Origin of the sequence: Pseudoalteromonas sp. H71 (assembly GCF_001468485.1) — a bacterium.
GTDB lineage: Bacteria > Pseudomonadota > Gammaproteobacteria > Enterobacterales > Alteromonadaceae > Pseudoalteromonas.
In genome coordinates this window covers 230,576-254,543 of sequence record NZ_LODI01000002.1, presented here as the reverse complement: position 1 = coordinate 254,543, position 23,968 = coordinate 230,576, and the positions used below count along the sequence as shown (strand labels likewise).

The following is a 23,968-nucleotide window of genomic DNA, read 5'->3' as shown; positions in this document are numbered from 1 at the left end:
GTGTCAAAAAGCTGATGGAAACGAATCATCTAGACAAACAAAACTTTTTTGATTTAGGCAATTTAGATTCACTTCGTAAAGAAGCCTTAAGCAGTGGTGATGCATCGACTGATGCGTCTAAAGCCGCTCTAAAAAAAGCAGCTGCGCAATTTGAAGCTATTTTCACTCAAATGTTACTTAAAAGTATGCGTAAAGCTAACGAAGCGTTTGAAGATAAAGAAAGTCCGCTTAACTCAAGTAGTGTTAAGTTTTTTGAAGACATGCACGATCAACAGCTATCTACTGAGCTTTCATCAAATGGCTCTTTAGGCCTTGCTGATTTAATTGTTCAGCAGTTATCGCCAGACGGCAAAACTTTTATGCCGGGCTCTGTATTGAGAACCACCAATGACTTTTTAAGTGATATGCGTGCTGGCTCGTCGCTTCCTCATACTCAAAACGAAGAAAATGCAGCGATTAATGTGCATAACAATAAAGCCGATTCTAAAGTGCCTAAAGCATCTTCAGCGCCATTCGAAAGCACAGAAGAGTTTGTTACTACAGTGTGGGAACACGCTAAAACTGCAGCACAAAAAATTGGCTTAAACCCTGCTGTAATGGTTGCACAAGCGGCACTTGAGACTGGTTGGGGTAAGCACATTATTAATAAGAGCGACGGCAATAGTTCAAATAACTTATTTAATATCAAATCAGATAAAAGCTGGGATGGCGAAAAGGCAAGTAAAGTAACCCTAGAATTTGAAGAAGGAACACCTGTTAAAAAGCAGGCTAGTTTCAGAGCTTATGACTCGATAAAAGAGAGTGTTAACGACTTTGTTGATTTTTTAACTCAAAATCCTCGTTATCAAGAAGCATTACAAAATACTGCTAAGCCAAGCGATTTTTTAGATTCTTTACAAAGAGCTGGCTATGCAACGGATCCTAATTACGCGGACAAGATAAAAAAAGTACTTAACAGTGCTCAATTAAAAGATGTTGCAACAAGCGTAATTCGCCAAGGAGTAAAGTAAATGTCGTTTAACTTATTAAATATTGCCAGTTCAGGGGTTAGAGCTAACTCTGAACTACTGCAAACGACAAGTAAAAATATTGCGAATGTAAATACCGAAGGCTACGTGCGAGAGCGCACTGAGCATACAACTATGATCGATAACCAGGTAGGAAAAGGAGAAACCTATCGCTTGTTAAATCAGTTTGCGCAAGAGCAATTAAATAGAGATACCTCTAATAAAACGTTTTTTGATCAGTTTGTTACAGAAGCAAATCGTGTTGATAGTTTGTTTTCAGAAGACTCTAATAGTTTATCTACTAGTATAAACTCATTGTTTAATAATGTTCAAGAGTCGCTAAATCAACCCTCATCTACTGTTGCTCGCTCGCTTGTGATGACCGATGCTGAAAACTTAGTGAATCAAATGGACAGACTCTCAGGCATTGTTTTTGATCAGAAAAATATTGTCAATGAACAGCTAGACGTATTTACAGAAGAGGCGAATGGCTTAATTCAAAAAATTGGCACATTAAATCAGGATATTGCCGCTGTAAACGGCACTAATAACCAAGCAGATGCGAGCTCTACTTATAATGAACGCGATAAGGCTATCCGTGATTTATCTGAGCTAATAGACATAGAAACACTGGATGGTCCAAACGGTGAAAAACTTGTATTTATGGGCACAGGTGAAGCAGTTGTAATGCAAAATGGCTCGTTTAATTTGTTTTCTATGCGTGGCGATCCTGATCCAAATTTTAAAGAGCTTAGGCTAGATGTAAATGGTGGCAAGGCAGTGCCGCTTGAAGTTGATGTATCTAAATTAAAAGGAAAAATCGGCGGATTACTGGCATTTAGAGACGATGTGCTAGTCCCGGCTCAAAATCAAATTGGCCAAATGGGTTTAGCAATAGCTGATTCTTTTAATGAACAAAACAAGCTAGGTATGGACGCTAATGGAGAGCTTGGGGGAAACATTTTTAATATTCCTACGGTTGGTGGCTATGCTTATGCAGCGAATACGGGTAGCTCAAGTATGACTGCAACGCTTGAAGCAGGCAAAGGCGGTGAATTGCCGGCAAGTGATTTTATAGTCACTTATACCAGTGCGACAACGGTAGAGATTCAGCCCATAGATAATAAAGGTGAGCCGCTAGGCACCGCATCAACAGCAAATATAACCGCTGGCGTCATTGATTCATCTACAATCACGAGTGGCGAATCGTTTGGTTTAGAAATTAATGTTGCGGGCGCTGCAAATACAGGTGATCAGTTTCAAATAAAGCTTAACTCTGAGTCGGCGGCAAATATGTCTTTAGCAACCAACCGTGGTGAAGATCTAGCCCTTGCAGCACCAATAAGAACAGCAAACGACATTAACAACATAGGTAATGCCACAATTACGGTTGGTGAAGTAAGTGATGTTACTACAGGTAGCTTTACAACATCACCAGCAGGCTTTACAAACGGGCCTATTACTGTTGTTAAAACCGCTAATCTAAATGAATACACAATAAGCGATGGTGTGAATAGCAGTACTTTTACAGCAACTTCGCCAGCAAAAGACATGTTGCAACAGGCTGGTGGTGGCTTTGAATTATATGGTTTTGACTTTGATATTGAAGGCAGCCCTGAAACCGGCGACACATTTACGCTTGAGTTTAACGAAGGTGGTTTTGATGATAATCGTAACGGTCAAAAGTTAGCGGGGTTACAACAAGGTGAACTAGTGCGCCAAAATGTTGTTACCGGTGCAAACTCAGACAACCACAAAACATTTAATCAGGCTTATGCTGGGTTGGTTAGCGATATTGGCGTGGTAACTAATCAAGCAAAAACAAATGGCGACGCGTTTGAAGCGCTTGCTCAGCAATCTGAAGCCTGGTACGAATCGCTTTCTGGTGTAAACCTAGATGAAGAGGCTGCCAATTTATTACGTTTTCAACAGTCTTACGCCGCTTCTGCGCAGGTGCTTGCAACCGCTCGTACTATTTTTGACACTATATTAAGTGCTGCGAGGTAATTATGCGCTTATCAAATAACTTGATGTACCAAAGTAGTTTAAATTCAATTTTGAACAATCAACAAAATGTTAGTAAGGCTCAAGAGCAAGTAAATACTCAAAAGCGTGTATTAACGGCGTCGGATGATCCTGCTGCAGCTTCTCGCGCACTTCAATATACCGATAGAATTCAGAGTAATGAGCAGTACAGTAAAAATATAACCATGCTTAATAGCCGTTTGAATATAGAAGAAGGTGCCCTTGAAAACATAAAAGGCGCCTTAGAGAGAGCGCATACTTTAACCATTCAATCAGGTAACGGTGCTTACAGTGCTGCTGACAGAGAAGGGCTTGCCGAAGAAATCAAAGCGCTTCAAAGTACAGTCCTTGATTTAATGAACTCTAAAACGGAAGACGGAAAATACATTTTTTCTGGTTATCAGGACAATACACAGACTTACTCGCTCGATTCATCTACTGGCTTGTATGTGTATGGTGGCGACCAAGGTCAGCATATGATTAAGATAGCCGAAGGGGTTAATATTAAATCAAGTGATAATGGGTTTGATGCATTTGAAAAAGTGGATGCGCGTTTAGATGTTGTTTCTAGCGATGGAATTGTATCGGGCGGGATTACAAGCTCTAAGGTGTATGTGACCGAGCAAGGTCAATTTGATACGTTTCATAAAACTAATTATAACCCTGATCCGGCAGCGGCAGCGGGTGCCAATACACTAAATGTGATCACAACGGCAGGAACACCCAACACTTATCAAATTGAGCAAGCAGGTACAATACTAGCAACCGGCAATATTGACGACTCTACTATTAAGTTTGCTGGTATGGAGATAAGTGTTACTCCAGTTGCGACAGGTCAAATTGATATTACGCTTGAAGCACCTAAAAAAGAAAATGTGCTCAACTCAATGAGTGAACTTATTGCAGGCCTGACTAACCCTGCGTTAACAGAAGAGGAGTTTGAGCAAGTTATTGCAGACTCGCTTGTTCAAATTATGAACGCTAAAAATAATGTGTCTCTAACACAAGCTGGGCTGGGTGGGAGAATAAATACAGCAGAAAAAGTACTGCAATCAAATACAGATTTAGATATTAATAACAAATCAGCACGATCTGACTTAGTAGATATAGATATAACAGAAGCAATAACTGAGTTAACCAAACAAGAAACTGCACTTCAGGCATCACAGGCAACCTTTGGCCGTTTAGCAAACCTTTCATTGTTTGATTACTTGTAATTAAACTCAGAGTAAGGCAATACTTTGCCTTACTCTTTAAAACTCTTCGCTTTTAATAAATACTTTATTTAAATTAACCGCTTATCTCATAAATAAAAGCACTTTATAAACATTTTTAATGGTGTTTGCATTTATCGATGAATTTAAATTTTGTATATTTTAATTTAATAAATTCAGTAAGTTAAAAAATAAGTCTGATTTTTAAAAAAAAAAGCTAAAGGATTTTTTTTCTAGACCGATAACTTAATTAACCAAGCACAGCGTTGAAATTACAACCACTGCTTAATCTAGTAAGTTTGAGAGTAAATGATAAGTTTACTTTAGGAGAGACATCATGGCTTTATATGTAAATACAAATGTTAGCGCGTTAAACGCACAAAGACAATTAAACAACTCAGGTAATGCACTTGATACATCATTCCAACGTTTATCATCTGGTATGCGTATCAATAGTGCAAAAGATGATGCGGCAGGCCTACAAATTTCTGACCGTCTTACATCACAAGTAAATGGTTTGAATCAAGGTAACCGTAACGCGAATGACGGTATTTCTCTAGCACAAACTGCTGAGGGTGCACTTGACGAAGTAACATCAATGTTCCAACGTATTCGTACACTTGCTCAGCAAGCATCAAATGGTTCAAATACTGATGAAGACCGTTTAGCTATCCAAGAGGAAATTCGCTCGTTATCATCAGAAGTAAACCGTGTTGCTGAAGATACAACATTCGGTGGTCAAAACCTTCTTGATGGTTCTTACAAAGCAAGCTTCCAAGTTGGTGCTGATGCAGTACAAACTATCGGTTTCAGCATGAAAGATGTGGGCAACACGGCAAGTGGTCCAAACTCAATTTCTGCAAACGGCGGTTTTACATTATCAGGAATTGCAGGTGTTGCTAGTAACTTAACGGGTAAAGGTTTGACAACTTTAGCCGCAGGTGTTTCTGATATTTCTGGTGCAGCCGTAGCAGGCACGGATGACTTTGATGCTAAATTTAGAGCTGACACAATCAGTGTATCTACTCAAGGTAATGCACAATTTGTTTTAGCAGGTATGGATTCGTTGATTGCTGTTGTTGATAAAAAACGTGCAGAGCTTGGTGCGGTTCAAAACCGTTTCCAATCAACAATTCGTAATCAGTCAAATATTTCTGAAAACTTATCAGCTGCGCGTTCACGTATCAAAGATACCGATTTCGCATCAGAGACTGCAAACTTAACTAAAATGCAGATTTTACAACAAGCAAGCCAAACAATTTTAGGACAAGCTAATCAGCGTCCACAGGCTGCACTTAGCCTACTAGGTTAATTAAAATTTTAGAAATGATGTTAGTCAATTTATTGACGAAGAAAAAATGAAAGCGCCCTTGCTTAATGGGGTATTAACAAAGGCGCTATAGGATTTTGCCAGCGGAGGCTTTAATCCAAGTTGTTCTAACATTTGTAGAACATATATGTACTAGCATAAACTATGCCATTAGTTTATTTTAGTCACCCACTCTCAAACTTATCAAATAATAAGGCCCTTAACGGGCCTTATTCATTAATTATACTCCTTCAATCTCAAACTGCCCAAACTTAAATCAAGACACACCAGACAACGTATTCTCAATCTTTAACAGTCCTTAAAATAAAGTTGGCCTAATGCTTGCTTTTGTCTTTGTAAGTTTATTATTAACTTACAAAGTGGCAGATAGTTGCCCCTAGGCAGAGTATAACGCCTATATATCTAGCTACTTTGTCAAATTCCCACTTTCTTTGAACGAGATAGTGACCTAACTTTGACAGATAAGAAGAGAGTTTATTATGGCTTTATATGTAAATACCAATGTGAGTGCGATTAATGCACAAAGGCAGCTTGAGAGAAGCGGCGGTGACTTAGATACGTCTTTCAAACGCTTATCCTCTGGCCTTCGTATTAACAGCGCAGCAGATGATGCCGCAGGTTTACAAATTTCAGATCGTTTACAGTCGCAAATATTAGGTCTTAACCAAGGTAACCGAAATGCGAATGATGGTATTTCTTTAGCGCAAACTGCTGAAGGTGCTATGGATGAAATTACCTCTACTTTTCAGCGTATTCGCACGCTTGCACAACAAGCTTCAAACGGCTCAAATACAGATGAAGACAGATTAGCTATCCAAGAAGAAATCCGTCAATTATCTGATGAAGTTAACCGTATAGCTACCGATACTACTTTTGGCGGTCAAAATCTGCTTGATGGTACTTACTCTGCAAGTTTTCAAATTGGTGCTGATGCGGTTCAAACAATCGGGTTTAGCATGCAGGATGTAGGTGGCAGTGCTAATACAATTTCTGCAAACGGTGGTTTTACAATGTCTGGTATAGCAGGGATTGCATCTGCAGTTGCAGGTAAAAGTATGTCTACTTTTGCGGCCGGAATTAGCGAAATTGGTAGTGGTAGTATTACAGCTGCAACTGCTAGCTTCACAAGTATGGTTGCTGCAGAGATAAGTGTATCTACTCAGGCTAATGCACAGCAAGTGTTTGCAGGTATGGATGCAATGATTGCTGTAGTTGATAAAAAGCGTGCTGAATTAGGTGCGGTACAGAACCGTTTCCAATCAACAATTCGAAACCAAGCTAATATTTCTGAAAATTTATCTGCTGCGAAATCGCGTATCAAAGACGCTGACTTTGCAATGGAGACGGCTAACTTAACTAAAAATCAGATATTACAACAAGCAAGTCAAACTATTTTAGGGCAAGCTAATCAGCGTCCACAGGCCGCACTTAGTCTACTTCAAGGTTAATAAAATTAAAGTAAGTAGAAATTAAATACAAATAAAGCTAAAGCTTTCGCTTTATCGGACGATAAATGATTTAGAGGACTAAAAATCCAGGACTCTAAATCACGGATAATAACAGGGTAGGGGTATCCCGTTACTATCTATCGAACTTTGAAGCGGAGGCTATCATGGCTTTATATGTAAATAGTAATGTGAGTTCTTTGAACGCACAAAGACAACTGAGCAAATCAAGTAATGCATTGGATACTTCATTCCAACGTCTATCTTCAGGTATGCGTATCAACAGTGCAAAAGACGATGCTGCAGGTATGCAGATTTCAAACCGTTTATCATCACAAGTTAATGGTTTAAATCAGGGTAACCGAAACGCAAATGATGGTATTTCACTTGCACAAACAGCTGAAGGGGCACTTGATGAAGTAACATCGATGTTCCAACGTATTCGTACACTGGCACAACAAGCATCAAATGGTTCAAACACAGATGAAGATCGCCTAGCGATTCAAGAAGAAATTCGTTCATTGTCTTCAGAAGTAAACCGTGTTGCAGAAGACACTACATTCGGTGGTCAAAATTTATTAGATGGTAGTTATGACGCCAAATTCCAAGTAGGTGCAGATGCTGTGCAAACTATTGGTTTTAGTATGCAAGATGTGGGTACTACGGCAAGTGGTCCTAACTCTATTTCTGCAAATGGTGGATTCACGTTATCAGGAATCGCAGGTGTTGCTAGTAACCTAACAGGTAAAGGTTTAACAACTTTAGCTGCTGGTGTTTCTGATGTTTCTGGCGCAGCAGTTGGTGCAACAGATGACTTTGATACTAAATTTAGAGCAGATACAATTAGTGTATCAACGCAGGGTAATGCTCAGTTTGTTTTAGCTGGTATGGACTCGATGATTGCTGTTGTTGATAAGAAGCGTGCTGAGCTTGGTGCTGTTCAAAACCGTTTTCAATCAACTATTCGAAATCAGTCAAATATCTCAGAAAACTTATCGGCTGCAAAATCACGTATTCAAGATACCGATTTTGCGCAAGAAACAGCTAACCTAACTAAGATGCAGATTTTACAACAGGCTAGCCAAACAATCTTAAGCCAAGCAAATCAACGTCCACAAGCAGCGTTATCGCTTTTAGGCTAATTGATTTGAACTATGAGCCACTTTAGACTAAGCAAATAGTTCAAATGTGGCTTATAGTCTTATTATATGTTTCGAGGATAGCCGAGATGATTGATTTAAATTCTACACAAAAAACAATAGACGGGCTTAGTATTGTAAGTTCATCTATTAGTAAAGATGCGGTAAAAGAGGAAAAGCTTGAAAAGGGCACCTCTTTAACAGCAAGAGAAGCTGTTGATTTGAAGAATGCTCAAAATATTGAGGAACAAGAAGGCAAACAAGATAAAGATTTGTTTGTCGAGGTAAAAGATAATCTAGAGAAGTTAAATGAGTATATCCCGGTAACATCAACTAACTTAAAATTTGAGTTTGATGATAGTGGAGATCTTCCTATCATTAAAGTGCTTGATAAAAGTAACGATGAAGTAATTAGAGAGATACCTACCGAAGAGTTTAGGGAAATAGCTAAAGCTTTAGATGAATTTGCCGATAAATTAACTAATAAAGGTTTACTGTTTAACAAAACAGTTTAGGCCATTCCAGCTATTTAGGATTATATTATGCCTCTTATTACATCTGCGGGTATTGGTTCAGGTCTCGATTTGGAAAGTATTATTTCGGCGTCAGTTGATGCTGAAAATGTACCTAAAATGAATGCCTTTGCAGCGAAGGATGAGGCGCTTCAAGTCGAGTTATCAGCGATAGGTGAAGTTAAATCTGCTTTATCGCAGTTACAAGATACAATTGAAAAATTAGCAGACCCAGATAACTTCAATAAACGAGTTGCTAATATAACCCAGCCAACAAGTGATGACGGAGACTTGATCTCTGTTACACCTACCTCTGATATAACTCCAGGTGACTTCAAGATAGAAGTGGTTGCAATTGCTCAAGGGAGTAGAGCTTTATCTGAAGATGGGTTATTTGCTACTAATGAAGACGTTGTGAGTGCTTCAGGTGGCACATTATCGTTTTCTGCAGGCCCTGATAAAACTTTTGATTTAACCTTAGACGCCGGTGCTACTCTCTCTGACTTACGTGATGCTATAAACGACTCTGACAGTAATTTTGGTGTTACGGCAAATATTATTAACACGGGTACTGAAGCGAAGCTTGTTTTGACTTCTACTGTAACAGGGACCGGAAACGATCTTGTTATCACAAACGATAACGCTGAACTTGATAACGTATCTACTATAGCAAATGCAGGTGGTGCAGGCGGCATTGGAATAGCAGCAGAAAACTCCGCAAAAGATGCAATTATTAAAGTTGATGGTATTACCATAACAAACGATACAAACACCTTTAAAGATGCTGTACAAGATATGACGATAACAGCAAAACGTGAAAGTGTCGACAATGAGACAGCCAAGCTTTCAGTTGATTTTGACCGAGAAAGTGCAACAACGTTAGTTGATGAATTAATCACAAATTATAACAATGTTATAGGTCAACTAGGGTTTCAGTCACGCATCGGTAAGCCTTTAAATGGTGATTCTACTATCCGCTCTCTTAGTTCGCAATTAGTGAATGCTCTATCAACTAGCTTATCAGATGCAGGTCCTTTTGAGAGTATTTTTGATATCGGGCTTGGAGTTAATAAAGAAGGTTACTTAGAAAAATCGACTCTAGTGAGAAGCTTGAATGATGCGTTAGATAATAATTTTGATGATATTGGCAAGGCTTTTGCAGGTGAAAACGGTATAGCTTCAAAGTTTGAAACGTTATTGGATAACTATGTCGATACGAACGGCATTATGAAGCAGCGAGAGGACAGTTTAAATGGACAAATTTCTGATTTAGAAGATGATGTTGAAAATCATCAATTCAGAATGGAATCTTTGGAAGCTAGACTTCGCGAACAATATGCAGGGTTAGATGTACTGCTTGCACAAATGCAGTCAACGCAAACCTACTTGAGTGCACAATTGGCAAGTCTTCCGGGCTTTACACGTTCAGATAGTTAAGTGTAAGTAATTGATTTAGCAATAAAATATATAGGTGAGTTATGTACAACGCTAAAGTAAAAAATTATCAAAAAGAGGCCCTAAAAACGCGAGTTGCAGGGGCCGATAGGTATGAAATTATTCAAATGCTAATGGCGGGCGCAATTGAGAAAATGGTCTTAGCAAAAGTAGCGATTGAAAAAAAACACTTGGAAGCTAAAAGCGAACATATCTCAAGAGCATCAGCGATTATCAATGCATTGCGCGGTTGTTTAGATTTTGACGCTGGTGGTGATGTGTCAACAAATCTTTATTCACTTTATACTTACATGGATGAGCGTCTATTGGATGCGAGTATCAAAAACGATCCTGAAATAATTACTGAAGTGTCGAACCTATTAAAAGAGATAAAATCAGCGTGGGATGCAATCCCTCATGAAGTAAGAGAACAAACGTTATCTGAAAATGGTATCGATGCTCATGTTGGATAAAATTGACTCTTTGATTTCGCAGCTCGAAGCTGCGATTGATGAGCCAAACCTCGAAAAAGCACTCAATTTAGACCGCAAGTTACTTGATGAAATAAAAGCGACCGATGAAATATCCCTACATGAAAATGCTACTTATTTTCTATCAGTCGCCGCAAAGCATCAAAATATAATAAATAAAGTCGACGACTTAAAAAAACAGTCTTTTAAAAATATTACTCAGTTTAATAAAAACCAAAAGAATATTAAGAAATATCAAAATGTCTAAAAATGATCTGCAAAGTGCTCAACAGTCAATAAATGAGATTGAAGAGACCCTTAATTCAATTTCGCAAAAACAAAAAAACGAAGATGCTTTTGTAGATAAAGCGAATACGACTTTCGACAATAATATCGTAGCGTTTAAAAAGTATTTTCCTGATATTGCCGAGAAATTTAGTTCGCATCAGCCAAGCAGTAAATTTAATTTATTTCTTAACCACAATGGTACAGCTAATTTTGTTGACTACGACACAGGGGTTCCTATTTATAGTGAAGACCCGCATAAGCAGTCTAGTGAGCAAATAAAGAATATGCTTGAAAACCCTATAATGGGTAAAGTTGACCATAGCCAATTGGAATTCTTAAAAAATGAGACGGGTTTTATCCATATTGATTTAATGGCTGAAATTGGCGCTATCTACAATGAAACGCAACAGGATCTTCCTTCGACAAAAGATGTTGCTGAATATGTACCCAGTGCAATTATTTTTGGCGTTGGCTTAGGATATCATTTAGATCATTTTTTTGACTCTTTTAATGCAGCTTATATAAGCATCTTTGAACCCAATGAAGATTATTTTTTTGCAAGTTTATTTACATTTGACTGGGCTAATTTTCTTAGCAAAGTAGATGAAGCTGGAAGTTATTTATATTTCTCGATTGGTGTGCCTGAGCAAGAAATGTATGAAGCTTTGCATTTAAGAGCTGGAGAAATTGGTGCGTTTAGTGTTGCAAGTGCACTATTTTTTCAACATTACCCTTCTGAATCTGTAAATAAATTAATTAATGAGTTTAAAGGCAATTATCATCAGTTTTTTATGGGGTGGGGTTTTTTTGATGATGCGCTCTTAAGCGTTGCTCATTCAGTCGAAAACTCTTTAAAACCTATTAATTTGCTACAGCCTGCGAAAAAGGTTTCCGAAAAGTATAATCATTATCCTATATTTATTGTTGCAAATGGACCTTCATTGGATAACGATATTGAAAGAATTAAAAAGTTACAAGACAAGGTCATTGTCGTTGCATGTAACTCTGCTACAACAGCATTATTAAAGCAAGGTATTACACCTGATTTTCATGTTGCACTTGAAAGAACGAAGGCAACAGAAGATTTTTTAACAGCATTTATTCCTGAAAATACCCGCCAAAAAATAAATCTACTTGTGCTAAATGTAATGTACCCAAACGTACTCGATTTGTTTGGCTGGTGTGGCGTTGCACTAAAAAGTAACGAAGCAGGTACATCATTATTTCATATTTCGGAGTTTTTAAATAATGGCAGAATCACATCAACTATAGGGTTCAGCAACCCCTTGGTTGGGAACACAGCACTTAGTTTTTTTGGTAGTATGGAATTTAAAAATATTTATCTTTTCGGTGCTGATAATGGTTATAAAGATCCTAACCATCATCATTCAAAAGGTAGCTATTATTACTCAGGTGAGGGTGAAACGATACATGCGCCTTTAAAAATGGGGGGCGAGCTCATTATACCTGGCAATTTTGGCGGCGATATAATTACCGATCACTTCATGCACACAGGAAAAGTGCAAATGGAACGTTTTTTAGAGTCTAAACTTGATTCAGGGATAAATTGTTTTAATTGCAGTGATGGGGCCGCTGTTAAGGGGAGCATGCCTTTAAGGTCAGATGATATTTTACTAGAAGAATTTATTTTTTCTAAAAATGAAGTTATTGATCATATAAAAACGCAGCCATTCTCTAGTGTAGATGAAAGTGTGTGTTTAACAGATTATTTGGATTTTGATGAGTTTGAGCAGCTATGTAACACAATGGTTGAGATACTTGATGGTCCAATTTTAAATCGAGCTGAAGCGCTCAAGCAGCTACTTGAAAGTTTAAGGTATTTGTTCTCATTTAAAAATCATCCAAGATACACACATCTTTATTTGTTACTTGAAGGTGAGTCGCTTTACGTTACCTCGGTGCTTATCTCGTTACTTTATAACTTTGGTGATGAGACATCGATAGTACCTTATTATGAGAAAGCAAAAACACTTTGGCGAGATTTCATTGCGGATGCTCCACAGCAATATAGAGACCGTTGGAATGAGTTAAGTGATTACAGCTTTGATTACTCAAAACCTTCTGTGAGCTAGTAAATATGCAGATTAAGAGTAAACGATTTGTTCTTACGCTCTTAACTGAGGCCCATGCTTCAAATCGATACCTCAGCTGGTTTGAAGATAATAAAGCTAAAGAGTTTATTAGCTATACATCGTCATCTTTAAACGAATTGAAGGCTTATATTAAAACTAAAAATGAAGACCCCGCAGCTATTTTGCTGGGTATTTTTGCTGATGGTGAGCATATTGGCAATATAAAGTATGAGCCTATCGACTTAGTTAATAAAACCGCGACAATGGGGATTTTGTTGGGTGAGGCTAGATGGCGTGGTAAAGGTGTTGCAGCTGAGGTTATTTCTGCAAGTGCAGATTACTTAGCTAAAAACTTTCATATAGAAACAATTATACTGGGTGTTGATAAGGGTAATATACCTGCAATATCTGCTTATAATAAATTGGGTTTTGAAATTAGCGAGCAAACTGACCATGGTTTGTTTATGAAAAAATCACTTCTATAAAAAATATCTATTCTTCCTAAGCCTTTTCTTAAAATAGCCGATAAGTTATTATAATGGTTGATAAATAATTTAAACTTATTATTTCTAAGGAAAAAACATGTCATCAAAAAGCAATTCGGGTGCTGAGCTGTGGCAAAAAGCCAAAAAAATTATTCCAGGTGGGAATCAATTACTTTCAAAGCGTGCCGAAATGTTTTTACCCGATCAATGGCCTGCCTATTATAAAAAGTCTAAAGGCTGTGAAGTTTGGGATTTAGATGATAACCATTACTATGACTTCTCTATTATGGGAATTGGTACTAGTTCTTTAGGTTACGCTAATGATGAAATTAACGATGCGGTGATAAGTTCGATTTCTAACGGAAGTATGAGTAGTTTGAATTGCCATGAAGAAGTTGAATTAGCAGAAAAACTTATTGAAATACACCCTTGGGCGGGAGCTGTCCGCTTTACTCGTACTGGTGGGGAATCGTGTGCGTTAGCAGTGCGAATTGCCCGTGCCTATAGTAAAAAAGATGTTGTTGCCTTTTGCGGCTACCATGGTTGGCATGATTGGTACTTAGCAACAAATATAACTGACGCTGAAAATTTAGATGAGCAATTATTACCTGGTTTAAGGCCTGCTGGTGTACCTAAGCAATTACAAAATACTGTGGTGCCATTTAAAGAAGGTGATATTGATGGCTTTAAGGCAATCATAGATGCTCACGGTGATAACCTTGGCGTTGTTATGATGGAAGTTTTTCGTCATGGGTTGCCGGATGTTGCCTTTCTTCAAGCTGTGAAAGATTTAGCTGTTGAACATAACATTGTTGTAATTTTTGATGAAATATCCTCAGGGTTTAGACTCAACACAGGGGCTTCTCATCTTTTAACATCGATAGAGCCAGATATTTGTGTACTAGGAAAGGCACTGGGTAACGGCCATCCAATAGGGGCTATAATAGGTCGTTCTGAAGTGATGGATGCAGCGCAACAATCTTTCATTAGTAGTTCTTATTGGACCGAACGAGTTGGCTTTACAGCTGCGTTAAAAACATTAGAAGTATTTCAAAGAGATAATATTCCCAAACGCTTAAATGAAACTGGCGCAAGACTAAAATCTCGAATTGAAGAAGTCGTCACTCAAACAGGCTTTAACCTAAAAATTATAGGTATTGATAGTGTCCCTATATTTATATTTCCAGGTGATCATGCTTTGGCATTAAAAACACTATTTACCCAAGAAATGCTTAAAAGAGGATTTTTAGCGAGTAATGTTATTTACCTTTCGATTGCCCATACCGATGAGCTTTGCGATAAATATATTGATGCAATGAGAGATGTTTTTTATTTTCTTCAGCAGTCGCTAGACAGTAATGCAGATATAGAAAGCCTAATCAATGGGCCGGTATGCCACAGTGGCTTTCAAAGGTTAAATTAATGAAATCAGTTGCTGCATTTATTCAAGCAAGAATGGGGTCGTCAAGATTACCAGGCAAGGTGTTAAAAGAATTAAATGGGATCCCCGTTATTTTGCACATTGTAATGCGTTTAAAGCAATCTAGGTACATTGATAATATTGTTCTTCTTACTTCTTTTAACGAAGAAAATGATAAGTTGGTTAAGTTAGCCAAACGCCATAATATCAACGTGTTTAGAGGTTCAGAGGATAATGTTTTAGCGCGTTTCCAGCAAGCAAGCCAAGCATATCCATCAGACCATATTGTGAGAATAACAGGCGATTCACCTTTTGTAGATGTTGGCGTGTGTGATTTATTATTGCAGACGTACTTTGAAAAACAGGTTGATTATGCCTTTTTGAGTGAACAATTTGCCGAAGGCGTTGATTGTGAGGTTTTTAAAACGAGCGTACTGTCTTCTTTAGATACGGCTGCACTCAGAGAGTCTGAACGTGAACACGTGACGTTACATTTTTACGAAAATAAACTAAATCAATTTTCTACCTATGAAATGCAAAACACAACAGATGACAGCAGCTATCGGTTTACATTAGATACACCTGAAGATTGGCAGGTTATTAAAGAATTAGCACGTTTTACTAACGATACTGTTAACATTAATTATCAAAATATAAAAAATATACTTGATGCTTATCCTCACATTAAACAGATTAATAGCCAAGTTATTCGTAACGAAGGGTTAGCTATTTCATTACAAAATGAACAACATTAATTAGCTTTGGACTTATTATGAAAATTAACAATAAAATAATCGATGAAAATAGTCCGTGTTACATTATAGCTGAAATGTCTGCAAACCATGGTGGAGATATAAATAAAGCGAAAAAATTAATCGCTGAGGCTAAGTTAGCCGGGGCAGATGCTGTAAAGCTACAAACTTACACGGCAGATACAATCACACTAAATTGTTCGAAGCCAGATTTTTGTTTGCCTAGCGACAACCCTTGGCAAGAACATGTGTCTTTGCACTCACTTTATCAAAAAGCGTTTACACCTTGGGAATGGCATCAGGCGCTGTTCGAAGAGGCCAAGCGTTGCGAAATTGATATATTCTCTTCCCCATTTGATGAATCTTCCGTTGATTTACTTGAATCATTAAATACACCGGTATATAAAATTGCCTCTCCGGAAATAACAGATATTCCCCTTTTGAAATATGTTGCGGCAACAGGCAAGCCTGTGATTCTTTCAACAGGAATTGCTGAGTTAGCTGACATTGAACTTGCGGTTAGTACATTGCGCAATAACGGGTGTGATAGCATTGCAATTTTAAAGTGTACAACAGCTTATCCAACCCCATTAGAAGAATGCAACTTAGCAACAATTTCCGATATAGCTAAACGATTTAATTGTATTGCTGGTTTATCTGATCATACACAAGGGATTATTTCACCGATAGTAAGTGTTACATTGGGTGCAAAAATAATTGAAAAACATTTTATTATTGATAAATCTGACGATTCAGTAGATGCCTTTTTCTCATTAGATAGAGACGAATTTTCATCACTGGTTAGGTCAGTAAGAGACGCCGAAAAAGCAATAGGTACTGTGAGCTATGACATAACAGATTCAGCGAAAAAAAATATGTTAGCTAGGCGCTCACTCTATTTTGCTAAGGATTTACCTAAGGGCCATGTTATTACAAAACACGATATCAAATCGGTTAGGCCAGGCTTTGGCTTACACACTAAGCATTTTGATGATGTAATAGGGCTGTGTTTAACAAGCGATGTAGAGCTGGGTGATAGAGTTAGTTTTGCGTTAACGAATAAGTTAAGAGGCTAGCTATGAAAACATGTGCAGTGGTCGGTGGTGGGATTTGTGGAATAACGGCAAGCATTTTGTTGCGCAAGCATTACGATCGCGTTGTATTAATTGAGCAGTCTGAATCGTTAGGTGGCTTGTTGAATTCAGTCACTGACGATGCTGGTAATTTTTACGACCAAGGTACACACATTCCAGCTAGCACCGGTGTTGCTGAAATAGACGAGATACTATTCAACCACCCTCAATTTTCTAAGAATTGGCGTACATTTAAACACCTCAAAACAGGAAATTACTTTGCAGGTAAGTGGGATTTAGAAACACAAACAATTGATGCAAGAAAATTAGATACAGCACTTTATAAACAAGGTATTGGTGAGTTTATGTCACTCACATCAGGGTCTGAGGCTAATAACATTGAGCAATATTTATGTGAAACTTTAGGTGTAGTGTTTTATCAGTACCTTGCAAAACCGGTTATTAATAAGCTTTATGGTGACGACGTAGCATTTACTGATTTAGCTAAAAATACCAGCATTAATTATTTTGGCGCTACAAGAATAAAAGCATTCAATGCATCGTTGTCACGAGTGTTAAAGCAACATCCAGAGTTTGATAAAAAGCTTGGCTATCATAGTGCTGCTGAATTTGAAACATTACTTGCAGAGCAAGGTTCATACCTTCCTAATTATTACTACCCAAATAGCGCTAAAGGCGCGCAGACTTGGATCGATCAATTACAGGCAAAAGCTGAATCTTTAGGAGTTGAAATTCGCTGTAGTAGTCAAGTGGTAGATATTGAATATCAAGATGATTTAGTTAGTGCGTTTAGCCTTAACGATGGCTCACGTATTAAGTGCGACTTGTTATTTTGGAGTGCGCCGCCTGTATTTGCACTAAAGGCCGCTAATTTACCGATCGCAAATTATAAACCCATATTTAGGACCGCAAATATCTTACATTTTACGTTTGATAAGCAGCCTTTAAATAAAGAATCGCATTACCTTTGGAACTGGGACCCATGTTCGGATATTTTCAGGGTTACACTGTATAACAATTTAAGGCAAAGTGATAAGTATCAAGTATCGGCAGAGGTATTAAGGTACAAAGCAGATCCTACATACACATTAGAGCAGGGTGTTATTGATCTAAAAAATATGGGAGTTTTAACGGCTGACACCAAAATAAAAAGTGGTTGTGTACAAATAATTGATAATACTTTTCCTGTACCTACGCATGATTTTTGTACTACAACACAGATTAATTATGAAACATTAACAAATTCGTTTAAAAATATTATTGTATCGGGTAGGTTTAGTGGTCGTTGCTGGTTGTTATCTGATGTGCTAATTCTTGCTCATAAAGAATTAAAAGAGTATTGCACTGTTGGCTAATTTTATATTCTATTGTAATGGAACTATGAAAACAGGCTTTGGGCATTTATCAAGGTGTTTAAATGTTGCAAGGGCGACCTTTGCATTACAGCCTTTTAGTAATATTGTTTTTTTTGGCGACTTTGATCAATTTTCTACCCAGCGTATTAATAATTTTGGTTTCACCGTAGCAGGCAGTGACTTTACTTTTGAGCCAGATATGACGGTGCTTGCCGATAGCTATCAGTTCACTTTTGAGCAATTATTTGAGTTAAAAAAAATAGGGTTGAAGCTATGCATCATCGACGACTTTGATCAATATAATTACACTTTTATAGATCTTATTGTGAATTTTAGATTTAACGCTGAGGCGTTTTGTCGTTCAACCAATAAACATAGGTTAGGGGTACGTTACTTTTCATTTGCCCAAGAATTATTATCATTAAGGCGAAGCCGCTCACAAGGTCACTTTCAAAATAGTATTAATACTATTTTGGTTTTTATTGGCGGTAATGATCGATTTGATGTGGCTACGCATGTTGTAAATGCCTTAGATAAGCTAGTGGTAGGTAAGAAAATTATTTTATTAGATCAAAAAGCCCCTTCTATTAGTTTAAAAAATAACACTTACCAAGCATTAGAGTTTGTTGATGATATGTCTGCTGTATACAAACAAGCCGATTTAATCATTAATGGCGGGGGATTAACAAAGTATGAAGCAGGTTTTTGCCTTATACCTAACTGCGCCATTTCACAAACGAGAGAACAACATACCGATACTTTAGAACTTGCCAGAGCACATTTAACCTTTGATTTGGGTCTTGCTGAAGATGCAACGATAGAAAGCTTAACATTAAACATTGAGGGGTTTTTACACACCGGTGTTCTGGCGCAAAGAGACGCAATGTTATCATCATATTATCTCGATTCGACCGAGCAATTCGCAAAAGAAATTTTAAAGGTATCAAATGAGTGAGTTTAATTCTAAACAAGCAGAGTGGGATGAAATTGCGCGTATAAACAGTGATTTTAAAGCACAGGTTGGGCGACCCTTTGACGATACACTTTGGCAGGCGCTCATCGATGATGTTGAGCAAAAACTCATGTTCTCAGCGCAAGGTAATAGTATTTTAGATGTAGGGTGTGGTAACGGCTTACTATTATCAAAATTACACAAGTGCTCACAGTATGCAGGTGTTGACTACTCTCAAGCAATGATAGATGAAGCAAAAAAATTACTCCCTCAAGGCGTTTTTTATCAATCACAAGCGAGTGTTCTTCAATTTGAAAACAATGAGTTTGAGAGAGTACTCAGTTACAGTATCTTTCATTACTTCCCAAGCTATCAATATGCACTTGATGCGATTAAAGAAATGATACGAGTATGCAAGCCCGGAGGTATAATTTTGATTGGCGATATACTCGATAAACACTTTGAGCACGATATAAAAAGTGCAAGTGATCTGGAATATGAAAAAACGATTCCGTTGATACATCGTTATTCTCAGTGGCGCTTTTTTTCTTTTGAGCAATTGAAAACTGATTTACAGCATTGTGTTAAGAAAGTAGAAATACTGACTCAACCAGAAGGTTTTCCTTTATCTCGTTATCGCAAGGATTTGAGGTTATGGGTTTAACTCGATTACAGAGCCTTATTGCTACTGCATTTGACCGCCAGCATGCATTATTGACTAGCTCTGGAAGCTTTGCGCTTATAACTGCACTCAATGCCTCACAGGCTCCAAAGGGTAGCTCAGTAATAATGCCAGCAAGCTGTTGCCCGATTGTTTTGTTTGCTATTCAAATGGCAGGTTACAACGTTATTTTGGCTGATGTTTCGTTGTGCTCTTTGTCTATGGAGGTCACTAATATAGAAGCTGTTTTTAATGATTCTGTATCAGTAATAGTGGCCGTTCATGGTTACGGACACTATTGTAAAATTGATGAAATAGAAAAGTTTGCAAAACACAATAACATTACACTAATAGAAGATGCATGTTTGGTGTATGGCAGTAAATACAAAGGCAAACCGTTAGGTAGCTTTGGCGACTTCTCTATTTTAAGTTTTGGGTATGATAAACCTATTGATAATCAATATGGCGGAGCTATTTTAACTAACTCTGAGCGGCTATTTGAATGCGCTAAGGAGTTTTTAAACGAGAATAAAATGGCTCAATTTAGTGACGTAAAACCGTTAGAAGTATTAAATGGCCGCTTTTTAAATTTAAATAAGCAAATGCAAGTGCGAAAAGAGAATGTAGATTATCTGCAAAATAATATTACTAATTCGCTTTTTGTAAAAGCAAGTTTTGATGCTGAAGTAACGTATTGGCGCTACCCTTTACTTATAAAAAATAGAAGTCACTTTTTAGCTAAGGCAAAAGAGAGTGGCATTATTTTTACTAAGCATTATAAATCGTTAGGTGAATTACAAACCAATGGACATTATCCAAATGCGTCACTGATTGATGATCAAATTATAAATTTATTTGTCCGTCCCGAAACACCTCAAGAGCAATTAACCAATATGGTAATGTTTATAAATGACTACCAAGACAAGTAATACTTTAAAGTCGTATTATCAGTCTCTGTATAAAGAGTATGGTGACAGCCACAAATCAGTACAGCATGTATCAAAAGAATCACAAAATATAAGATTTGCGATATTTCTGAATATGATTTCATCAAGTAGCCGAGTTATTGATTTAGGCTGTGGGCTGGGTGATATGCTTTCATATCTAAGAAAAAACGGTTTTACCGGTGAGTATTTAGGTTATGACTTTGTACCAGAGTTTATAGACGCCGCAAATGCCAAGTTTACCTCAGATACAAAAGCTCAATTCAAAGTGTTTGATATCTATGAGGATGAGATAGCACAAGGCTATGACCATGTGCTTATTAGCGGTGTGTTCAATAATAAAATGACTGATAACATGGGCTTTTTAACACTTACCTTACAAAAAAGTATTCAGCAGTGTGAGCAGTCGGTTATTTTTAATGCGTTATCGACATTTGTGGAATTTAAAAATGAGGCTCTTTTTTATGTCTCACCCTTAGAATTATTTGAATTATGCAAAACAACAATGACACCTTTTGTTTCCTTAAAGCATGACTACGTTACTAAGCCAGGTGGTTACCCTTATGAATTTACAATGCAATTAAGTAAAAGCGAAATAACATGTTACTGAGTATAATGCAGCCTACTTACTTACCCTGGTTAGGTTATTTTGGGTTAATTAACAGCGCCGATAAATTCGTATTTTTAGACAACGTAAAGCTTGAAAAAAGTGATTGGCATGTTAGAAATAAAATTAAATCGGGTAAGCAAGAGCTTATGCTGACTTGTCCGGTAAGTACCCCTAAAGGAAGAATGACAGCAACAATTGAAAACACTCAATTTGTCAGTGCAAATCCTTGGCGAAGAAAGCATCTTAAAAGCATTGCTGAAAGCTACGCAAAAGCACCGTTTTTTAGTTCCTTGTTTCCACTATTAGCTCCCATTTATAAAGACGAGAGCATTACTTGCCTGGCTCAAATGAATATTAAAATCATTAGAGTATTGATAGGGTATATGAATATAACCACACCAACATTTACTGCTTCTCAGCTTAAAGGCGTGTCTGGTGTTAAAGATGCTCGGCTAGTATCTATTTGTCATGAGTTAGAATGTAATACTTATTTATCACCAGTAGGCGCGCAGGCTTACATTGAACAAGAGACCCCAGGCGGGGCATTAGTTAAAAATGGTATTGATGTTTTTTATCAAAACTTTATTCATCCTAAATACCCACAAATTAAGGGTGAGTTTATCTCTCATTTAAGTGTGATTGACTGCTTATTTAACGTTGGGCCTGTTGAAACAGCTAAATTAATTAATACATGCACGAGAGCACATACTCACTATCAATCTCTATCAGTTTAATTGCCAAAGTGCTGGGTTAATAAAACGCTCATCAGGTAGGCTAAACTCAGATAAATCAATATTGGATAAGCTTGAAGTTAAGCAGCTTAAAATTTCATTAAGCTGTTGTTCGTTGTTTACGCCTACAACCACTTTGTCTACTTCATCAATACTAACCACATAATTTAATGCTAGTGATAACGTTGAGACATTTAAGTAATTACTCAGCGTGGTAAGCTTTTCTAGTAAAGGAGCAATAGGTTTAAAATAATCTGGGAAAGTGTCACTTTCCATTAGCAATAACCCCTGAAGAAAGGCTGAACGAGTATGAATTTCTATATCTGCAGCTTTTAGTTGTTTTAATGAATTTGATTGAACGAAGCGTTGATCAAGAATATTAAGAGGTAACTGAATTAGATCTGCAAATGCTAATACATCATTATTAAGCTGCTCGGGGGAATATAAAGATACTCCCACTTTTTTTACTTTATTATCTGCTTTAATTTGCTTTAAGCAATCAAGTGCAACAGGGAATTGACTAAAATCTTCAAAGCGATGAAGTAGTAATCCATATAAAGCGTCACAATTTAAGTCGCAAAGAGACTGTTTAACCGTTTTTGTTATAAAATCATCAACATTGATTAAATTAGATATAGGAGGAACTTTACTTACTATATTGAATGAATTTACTAGGCACTGGCCTAATTCTTTTTCAGCATTACCATAAGCTGATGCAGTATCAATGGTCGTTATATTTTCGCTTTTGGCAAGGTTCAGTATTTTTTTTATTTCTTTCTGATGTGTTTTGCCACGTGTATTACTTATTCCGTAGTCAACACCAAACTGAACAGTACCTAGTGCGAGCTTCACAGTAATTTACCAATTTCATCAATAATATAGTTCTGCTCTTGCTCTGTAAGTTGAGGATGCAAAGGGATAGTGAATGCTGTTTTATAGTATTTCATTGCGTTGGGGAAGTCGCTATCTTTAAAGCCCATTTCTTTATAAAAAGGTTGAGTGTGTATTGGAATATAGTGAAGATGACTAATAATGCCTTTACTCCTCAATTGCTCAATAATATGCCTATGAAGGTGGCAGTGGCCATCAGCAAGTTTAACTACGTATAAATGGTAGCTCGAATAGCATTTTGTAAGTTGTGTTAAATGCGAGAGTGGCATAGTTTCAAACGCATTAGAATATGAAATAGCGAGTGCGTTTCTGGTTGTAACAAATTCATCAAGTTTATCAAGTTGGCTGAGACCAAGTGCTGCTTGTAGTTCTGTCATTCGGTAATTAAAGCCAAGCTCTACTTGCTGGTAATACCAAGGGCCATGGCTTTGCTCAGTCATTTCATTTGGATCATTAGTGATCCCATGACTTCTTAAGCGCTGTAATTTTTTTGCAAGCTGTTGATTATTACTAACTGCCATACCGCCTTCGGCAGAGGTAATTATCTTTACCGGGTGAAAACTAAATACAGTGATATCTGAAAATTCACAGCAACCTACTTTATTGCCATTATATTGTGCGCCAATAGCATGTGATGCATCTTCAATGATTTTAAAACCATACTGCTTTGATAAATCGTAAATAGCTTCCATATCACACGATTGACCTGCCAAGTGAACAGGGATAACGACTTTAGGTAAGCAATTATTTTTTTTTGCGCTAATAAGCTTATCAGCAAGGGCTGGCACTGACATATTGCCAGTCGCCAAATCAATATCTACAAAGTCCACAGCAGCCCCACAGTAAAGCGCACAATTGGCTGAGGCTACGAATGAAATTGGCGACGTCCAAACAGTATCACCTTCGCTTACATTTAATGCTAAACATGCAATATGTAGAGCAGAAGTCGCGCTATTAACAGCAATACCATATTGAGCGTTACAGTATTTTGCAATAGCAGCCTCAAAAGCGGGTACTTTTGGTCCTTGAGTTAGCCAATCAGACTCTAAAACAGCTACAACGCTATCAATATCTGCTTGGCTTATTAGTTGTTTACCATATGGAATCATTTATTTT

The 23,968-nt window shown here is 37.4% G+C and carries 23 protein-coding genes; 21 read left to right on the top strand and 2 right to left on the bottom strand.

Annotation, left to right across the window (positions count from 1 at the left end):
• Positions 1-14 precede the first annotated feature (14 nt).
• The 21 genes from flgJ to ATS71_RS03255 all read left to right on the top strand — a co-directional run bounded on the left by flgJ (position 15) and on the right by ATS71_RS03255 (position 21,964).
• Entirely contained in the window at positions 15-1,010 is a 996-nt protein-coding gene (gene flgJ / locus ATS71_RS03355; protein WP_058403532.1) for a flagellar assembly peptidoglycan hydrolase FlgJ, read from the top strand.
• Positions 1,011-3,014: a flagellar hook-associated protein FlgK gene (gene flgK / locus ATS71_RS03350; protein ID WP_058403531.1), complete on the top strand. Its 2,004-nt coding sequence runs from the start codon at positions 1,011-1,013 to the stop codon at positions 3,012-3,014.
• 2 nt (positions 3,015-3,016) lie between these two features.
• Positions 3,017-4,249, top strand: coding sequence for a flagellar hook-associated protein FlgL (gene flgL, locus ATS71_RS03345; protein ID WP_058403530.1), 1,233 nt, complete (start codon positions 3,017-3,019; stop codon positions 4,247-4,249).
• A gap of 334 nt (positions 4,250-4,583) precedes the next feature.
• Positions 4,584-5,558, top strand: coding sequence for a flagellin N-terminal helical domain-containing protein (locus tag ATS71_RS03340; protein WP_058403529.1), 975 nt, complete (start codon positions 4,584-4,586; stop codon positions 5,556-5,558).
• A 497-nt stretch (positions 5,559-6,055) separates the two neighbouring features.
• Positions 6,056-7,024 (top strand): flagellin N-terminal helical domain-containing protein, encoded by a 969-nt coding sequence (locus ATS71_RS03335; protein ID WP_010555890.1) that lies wholly within the window; start codon positions 6,056-6,058, stop codon positions 7,022-7,024.
• 164 nt (positions 7,025-7,188) lie between these two features.
• Entirely contained in the window at positions 7,189-8,163 is a 975-nt protein-coding gene (locus ATS71_RS03330; RefSeq protein ID WP_058403528.1) for a flagellin N-terminal helical domain-containing protein, read from the top strand.
• 86 nt (positions 8,164-8,249) lie between these two features.
• Positions 8,250-8,675, top strand: a complete 426-nt coding sequence (locus tag ATS71_RS03325; RefSeq protein ID WP_058403527.1) for a flagellar protein FlaG — start codon at positions 8,250-8,252, stop codon at positions 8,673-8,675.
• Between the two features lie 27 nt (positions 8,676-8,702).
• Positions 8,703-10,109, top strand: coding sequence for a flagellar filament capping protein FliD (gene fliD, locus ATS71_RS03320; RefSeq protein ID WP_058403526.1), 1,407 nt, complete (start codon positions 8,703-8,705; stop codon positions 10,107-10,109).
• Positions 10,110-10,150: 41 nt separating this feature from the next.
• A complete protein-coding gene (gene fliS, locus ATS71_RS03315; protein ID WP_058403525.1) occupies positions 10,151-10,579 on the top strand; it encodes a flagellar export chaperone FliS in 429 nt (142 codons plus the stop codon).
• On the top strand, positions 10,569-10,844 hold the full coding sequence (locus tag ATS71_RS03310) for a hypothetical protein (protein ID WP_058403524.1): 276 nt from the start codon (positions 10,569-10,571) through the stop codon (positions 10,842-10,844). Before fliS ends, ATS71_RS03310 begins: the two co-directional genes overlap by 11 nt.
• A complete protein-coding gene (locus ATS71_RS03305; protein ID WP_058403523.1) occupies positions 10,837-12,957 on the top strand; it encodes a motility associated factor glycosyltransferase family protein in 2,121 nt (706 codons plus the stop codon). The genes ATS71_RS03310 and ATS71_RS03305 overlap by 8 nt, the downstream gene beginning before the upstream one ends.
• 5 nt (positions 12,958-12,962) lie before the next feature.
• Positions 12,963-13,442, top strand: a complete 480-nt coding sequence (locus ATS71_RS03300; RefSeq protein ID WP_058403522.1) for a GNAT family N-acetyltransferase — start codon at positions 12,963-12,965, stop codon at positions 13,440-13,442.
• 97 nt (positions 13,443-13,539) lie between these two features.
• Positions 13,540-14,865: an aminotransferase class III-fold pyridoxal phosphate-dependent enzyme gene (locus ATS71_RS03295; protein WP_058403521.1), complete on the top strand. Its 1,326-nt coding sequence runs from the start codon at positions 13,540-13,542 to the stop codon at positions 14,863-14,865.
• The gene (locus ATS71_RS03290) at positions 14,865-15,617 is read left to right on the top strand and encodes a cytidylyltransferase domain-containing protein (protein ID WP_058403520.1); all 753 of its coding nucleotides are present in this window, start codon (positions 14,865-14,867) and stop codon (positions 15,615-15,617) included. The genes ATS71_RS03295 and ATS71_RS03290 overlap by 1 nt, the downstream gene beginning before the upstream one ends.
• Before the next feature lie 17 nt (positions 15,618-15,634).
• A complete protein-coding gene (gene pseI, locus ATS71_RS03285; RefSeq protein ID WP_058403519.1) occupies positions 15,635-16,690 on the top strand; it encodes a pseudaminic acid synthase in 1,056 nt (351 codons plus the stop codon).
• 2 nt (positions 16,691-16,692) lie between these two features.
• Positions 16,693-18,063, top strand: a complete 1,371-nt coding sequence (locus ATS71_RS03280) for an FAD-dependent oxidoreductase (RefSeq protein ID WP_058403518.1) — start codon at positions 16,693-16,695, stop codon at positions 18,061-18,063.
• Between the two features lie 25 nt (positions 18,064-18,088).
• Positions 18,089-19,018, top strand: a complete 930-nt coding sequence (locus ATS71_RS03275; protein ID WP_235591403.1) for a glycosyl transferase — start codon at positions 18,089-18,091, stop codon at positions 19,016-19,018.
• Positions 19,011-19,679, top strand: coding sequence for a class I SAM-dependent methyltransferase (locus ATS71_RS03270; protein ID WP_058403516.1), 669 nt, complete (start codon positions 19,011-19,013; stop codon positions 19,677-19,679). Before ATS71_RS03275 ends, ATS71_RS03270 begins: the two co-directional genes overlap by 8 nt.
• A complete protein-coding gene (locus tag ATS71_RS03265; protein ID WP_058403515.1) occupies positions 19,670-20,605 on the top strand; it encodes a DegT/DnrJ/EryC1/StrS family aminotransferase in 936 nt (311 codons plus the stop codon). The genes ATS71_RS03270 and ATS71_RS03265 overlap by 10 nt, the downstream gene beginning before the upstream one ends.
• Complete coding sequence (locus tag ATS71_RS03260) at positions 20,586-21,230, top strand: class I SAM-dependent methyltransferase (RefSeq protein WP_138528758.1); 645 nt, start codon at positions 20,586-20,588, stop codon at positions 21,228-21,230. Before ATS71_RS03265 ends, ATS71_RS03260 begins: the two co-directional genes overlap by 20 nt.
• Positions 21,221-21,964 (top strand): WbqC family protein, encoded by a 744-nt coding sequence (locus ATS71_RS03255; protein WP_058403514.1) that lies wholly within the window; start codon positions 21,221-21,223, stop codon positions 21,962-21,964. The genes ATS71_RS03260 and ATS71_RS03255 overlap by 10 nt, the downstream gene beginning before the upstream one ends.
• Here the strand turns inward: ATS71_RS03255 and ATS71_RS03250 are convergent.
• Together ATS71_RS03250 and pseC are read right to left on the bottom strand one after the other, a co-directional pair.
• Positions 21,956-22,813, bottom strand: coding sequence for an aldo/keto reductase (locus ATS71_RS03250; protein ID WP_058403513.1), 858 nt, complete (start codon positions 22,811-22,813; stop codon positions 21,956-21,958). The two genes, ATS71_RS03255 and ATS71_RS03250, sit on opposite strands and share 9 nt — an antisense overlap.
• Positions 22,810-23,961: a UDP-4-amino-4,6-dideoxy-N-acetyl-beta-L-altrosamine transaminase gene (gene pseC / locus ATS71_RS03245; RefSeq protein WP_058403512.1), complete on the bottom strand. Its 1,152-nt coding sequence runs from the start codon at positions 23,959-23,961 to the stop codon at positions 22,810-22,812. Before pseC ends, ATS71_RS03250 begins: the two co-directional genes overlap by 4 nt.
• Between the last annotated feature and the right edge of the window lie 7 nt (positions 23,962-23,968).

What these genes read in the sequence shown, in the direction of transcription:
- ATS71_RS03325 (WP_058403527.1), top strand. Translation starts at nt 8,250, where the DNA reads ATGATTGATTTAAATTCTACACAAAAAACAATAGACGGGCTTAGTATT.
- flgL (WP_058403530.1), top strand. Translation starts at nt 3,017, where the DNA reads ATGCGCTTATCAAATAACTTGATGTACCAAAGTAGTTTAAATTCAATT.
- pseC (WP_058403512.1), bottom strand. Translation starts at nt 23,961, where the DNA reads ATGATTCCATATGGTAAACAACTAATAAGCCAAGCAGATATTGATAGC.
- ATS71_RS03290 (WP_058403520.1), top strand. Translation starts at nt 14,865, where the DNA reads ATGAAATCAGTTGCTGCATTTATTCAAGCAAGAATGGGGTCGTCAAGA.
- fliS (WP_058403525.1), top strand. Translation starts at nt 10,151, where the DNA reads ATGTACAACGCTAAAGTAAAAAATTATCAAAAAGAGGCCCTAAAAACG.
- ATS71_RS03295 (WP_058403521.1), top strand. Translation starts at nt 13,540, where the DNA reads ATGTCATCAAAAAGCAATTCGGGTGCTGAGCTGTGGCAAAAAGCCAAA.
- ATS71_RS03260 (WP_138528758.1), top strand. Translation starts at nt 20,586, where the DNA reads ATGACTACCAAGACAAGTAATACTTTAAAGTCGTATTATCAGTCTCTG.
- flgJ (WP_058403532.1), top strand. Translation starts at nt 15, where the DNA reads ATGGAAACGAATCATCTAGACAAACAAAACTTTTTTGATTTAGGCAAT.
- ATS71_RS03275 (WP_235591403.1), top strand. Translation starts at nt 18,089, where the DNA reads ATGAAAACAGGCTTTGGGCATTTATCAAGGTGTTTAAATGTTGCAAGG.
- ATS71_RS03330 (WP_058403528.1), top strand. Translation starts at nt 7,189, where the DNA reads ATGGCTTTATATGTAAATAGTAATGTGAGTTCTTTGAACGCACAAAGA.
- ATS71_RS03335 (WP_010555890.1), top strand. Translation starts at nt 6,056, where the DNA reads ATGGCTTTATATGTAAATACCAATGTGAGTGCGATTAATGCACAAAGG.
- ATS71_RS03255 (WP_058403514.1), top strand. Translation starts at nt 21,221, where the DNA reads ATGTTACTGAGTATAATGCAGCCTACTTACTTACCCTGGTTAGGTTAT.
- ATS71_RS03310 (WP_058403524.1), top strand. Translation starts at nt 10,569, where the DNA reads ATGTTGGATAAAATTGACTCTTTGATTTCGCAGCTCGAAGCTGCGATT.
- flgK (WP_058403531.1), top strand. Translation starts at nt 1,011, where the DNA reads ATGTCGTTTAACTTATTAAATATTGCCAGTTCAGGGGTTAGAGCTAAC.
- ATS71_RS03340 (WP_058403529.1), top strand. Translation starts at nt 4,584, where the DNA reads ATGGCTTTATATGTAAATACAAATGTTAGCGCGTTAAACGCACAAAGA.
- fliD (WP_058403526.1), top strand. Translation starts at nt 8,703, where the DNA reads ATGCCTCTTATTACATCTGCGGGTATTGGTTCAGGTCTCGATTTGGAA.
- ATS71_RS03305 (WP_058403523.1), top strand. Translation starts at nt 10,837, where the DNA reads ATGTCTAAAAATGATCTGCAAAGTGCTCAACAGTCAATAAATGAGATT.
- ATS71_RS03300 (WP_058403522.1), top strand. Translation starts at nt 12,963, where the DNA reads ATGCAGATTAAGAGTAAACGATTTGTTCTTACGCTCTTAACTGAGGCC.
- ATS71_RS03270 (WP_058403516.1), top strand. Translation starts at nt 19,011, where the DNA reads ATGAGTGAGTTTAATTCTAAACAAGCAGAGTGGGATGAAATTGCGCGT.
- ATS71_RS03280 (WP_058403518.1), top strand. Translation starts at nt 16,693, where the DNA reads ATGAAAACATGTGCAGTGGTCGGTGGTGGGATTTGTGGAATAACGGCA.
- pseI (WP_058403519.1), top strand. Translation starts at nt 15,635, where the DNA reads ATGAAAATTAACAATAAAATAATCGATGAAAATAGTCCGTGTTACATT.
- ATS71_RS03265 (WP_058403515.1), top strand. Translation starts at nt 19,670, where the DNA reads ATGGGTTTAACTCGATTACAGAGCCTTATTGCTACTGCATTTGACCGC.